The sequence below is a fragment of the Fusibacter sp. genome, assembly GCF_057447755.1.
Genome location: NZ_JBVBZF010000434.1, coordinates 1 through 2,465, shown reverse-complemented (window position 1 = coordinate 2,465; position 2,465 = coordinate 1). Strand labels below are relative to the sequence as shown.

Sequence of the window (2,465 nt, the reverse complement as noted above, 5' to 3'; positions counted from 1 at the left end):
CCCCTTACGCTATTTGCTTGATGATTTAGAAAGGCGAAGTTAAAGCGTTCTTTCGACATTGGTTGTTCGTAATCATGCTGTTTCACATACGTTGAGTATCCTTCGTAGTCGTTTTCAGCGATGAGTTGATCACTAGTATCGATATAACTTAGATAGCGGTTGGTTGCTACAGGATTGAAACCAGAGGTCTCAGCATACTTTGTTTCAAAATAACGGTGTTGTTCCATCCAGTCGATAGCGCCCCCGACAACAATATAAAAATCAATTGGTGCATCCATCATTGCTAACTCAGAAGTTACCCATCCACCTTGTGAGAAGGCCAATGTGCCAAGTGATTGAACTGGCACTTGTTTTTCTATTGATGAAACTGCATACATAACTTCTATAGCACGGTCTTTCATCGTCTGATTTAACCAATCACCAGATGACTTACCAACACCTGCTTTATCATAGGAGAAGCAGGCATAACCAGCTTCTAACAGGCGATTCATGATAAAGTTATAGCCACCATCCAAGGTCCTATTTGCTGCACCATCGCCATGAACGAACACGACCACATCATATGGACCAGGCTTATTTGGTAAATAGAGTGAACCGGACAGCTGGTTCTCACTTGAAAAGGTGAGCTCAATCTCTTGTGCGGCCTTAAGTTCCATAGCATCTAATCTCACTAAAATGTAAATAGCCAATATGACAAGAAGACTGACTATAAGTGAAACTCTTTTTTTCATATTGCCTCCTTGTTAGTTTAACGTTTTTTTCATATGCGTCACTCCAGTAACACCTAATATGCCACTAACGGGTTTAGGAATTTTGGAGTAGGCTGTTTTTCTAAAGCCTAATCTAGAATAAAGGTTCTGGGCTTTGGGGTTTTCATCAATAACATCTAAATGAATCCCTTTATAACCGTTTTCACTTGCCCAGGAAAAAAGGGCGTCAAATAATTGACTACCAATCCCTTGCCCCCTATAGTTATGGTGTACTGCAATACCATCCATCAGCAACTCACTTTTGGGTAGTGTGCTTCTGTAAAACAGGACACCTGTAAGAAGACCTTTTAAGACGCCTTTGCATATGCCAAATTGTTGGATAAAGTCAGTTAGTCTTAGTTGTACTAATGCTTTATTCCCGGCATGAAATCCAGCTATTCCAACAAGTTGTTCCTTATCATAGTAGGTTATGCAGTAGTGTGGGTTCAGTCCCTTTGCAAGTAGTCGTGCCACTTGGTCTTCATCCCCGATTAGATGAACAAATTTTCTTTTGAATGCGCTAGCATATAAATATGCTACTTGTTCTCGATCAATTTCTTTAAAGCCTTGTCGTATACTCATTTTTTGCTCTCCAAGTTTAAATAGAGTGTAGCTGCTAATTGATCTCCTGTATAATAGGATGGTCTTGCTAAAACTTTTAAGTATATTGTAGGATTGGGTATCAGGTTGTTCTGATCGCAGTAGGTCATCATCTCGTCTATTGCGGTATCAATTTCTGCTTCATCCTTGTAGATTAAGGCCTTCAGTAGAAATAGATTCCCCTGCGCAGGTACATTTGATAGGGGTAGTACAAAATCCTTATCCGATAATATGAGTTTCAAGTCGGTTAACTCAGTAATATCAAAGGCTTCAGTAACATTACAAACATGACATCCTTTACTTTGCAGTGAATAAAAGTCTTTTAACTGTTCTAAACTCTCCATCAAGTCCGCTTGAATTTTTTCTAAAGCTAGAATATTTTCTTTCACATGATTAAGGCCTTGAGTGATAAGTTGAAACTGCATGTCAGGCCTATGTGTATATGCCCCTTCGTGTAGCTGTTTGATTTGCTCGAGGGAAAACCCTGCATGCCTTAATTGCGTTACACCTTTTAAAAACAAGAGGTGCGTTAAGGAGATCAATCGATAATTATTGGTATCACGATGTAATGATGGAATGATCCCTTCCTTCTCATAATAGCGAATTGTTTCAACGCTAATGTCTAAAATGCTTGCTGCTTGACCAATCGATATATATTTACTCATATTTCCTCCTTGAGCCTATTATATACCCTGAAGTTACTTTAGGGTCAACAAGTATTGCGAATTTGGCGATGTTTTACTTGGGCTCACTCAATTTTTTTATAGACAGCCTTTGAAGTTTTTAATAAAAATAATCTTGAAGAAATACAATACTTTATTAAAGATATAGAAAAAGTTACTAGAGATATCGAATTTTTTTTGAAAATAATCAAGACAGGTTTATAGACAAACGCTTATCAAAGGCAAAGTGTTATAAACGATGATGCGATGAAACAATGCGCCAACATACCACTTACATATTAACAAATACACCATTGGTAGAATCGGTGATTTTCGACATGCAATGAAATCGACCGCATTCGAACGCGGTCGATTATTTATAAATATGAGAACATAAAAGCAGAGTTTAAGGGTCTTGGAATTATGCTAAGTTTAAAACAGAATGGTGGCTCAT

At 38.0% G+C, this 2,465-nt stretch carries 3 protein-coding genes; all 3 read right to left on the bottom strand.

Going from position 1 to position 2,465, the window contains the following annotated elements; all coding sequences use genetic code 11:
- The coding region (locus AC220I_RS21320) for an alpha/beta hydrolase family protein (protein ID WP_486725887.1) at nt 1–731 on the bottom strand (731 nt) is incomplete at its 3' end.
- 12 nt (nt 732–743) lie between these two features.
- Nucleotides 744–1,331 (bottom strand): GNAT family N-acetyltransferase, encoded by a 588-nt coding sequence (locus AC220I_RS21315; protein ID WP_486725886.1) that lies wholly within the window; start codon nt 1,329–1,331, stop codon nt 744–746.
- Nucleotides 1,328–2,014: a helix-turn-helix domain-containing protein gene (locus AC220I_RS21310; protein ID WP_486725885.1), complete on the bottom strand. Its 687-nt coding sequence runs from the start codon at nt 2,012–2,014 to the stop codon at nt 1,328–1,330. Before AC220I_RS21310 ends, AC220I_RS21315 begins: the two co-directional genes overlap by 4 nt.
- Nucleotides 2,015–2,465 lie beyond the last annotated feature (451 nt).

Excerpts from the sequence above, each read along its gene's own strand:
- AC220I_RS21315 (WP_486725886.1), bottom strand. The coding sequence starts at position 1,331 with ATGAGTATACGACAAGGCTTTAAAGAAATTGATCGAGAACAAGTAGCA.
- AC220I_RS21310 (WP_486725885.1), bottom strand. The coding sequence starts at position 2,014 with ATGAGTAAATATATATCGATTGGTCAAGCAGCAAGCATTTTAGACATT.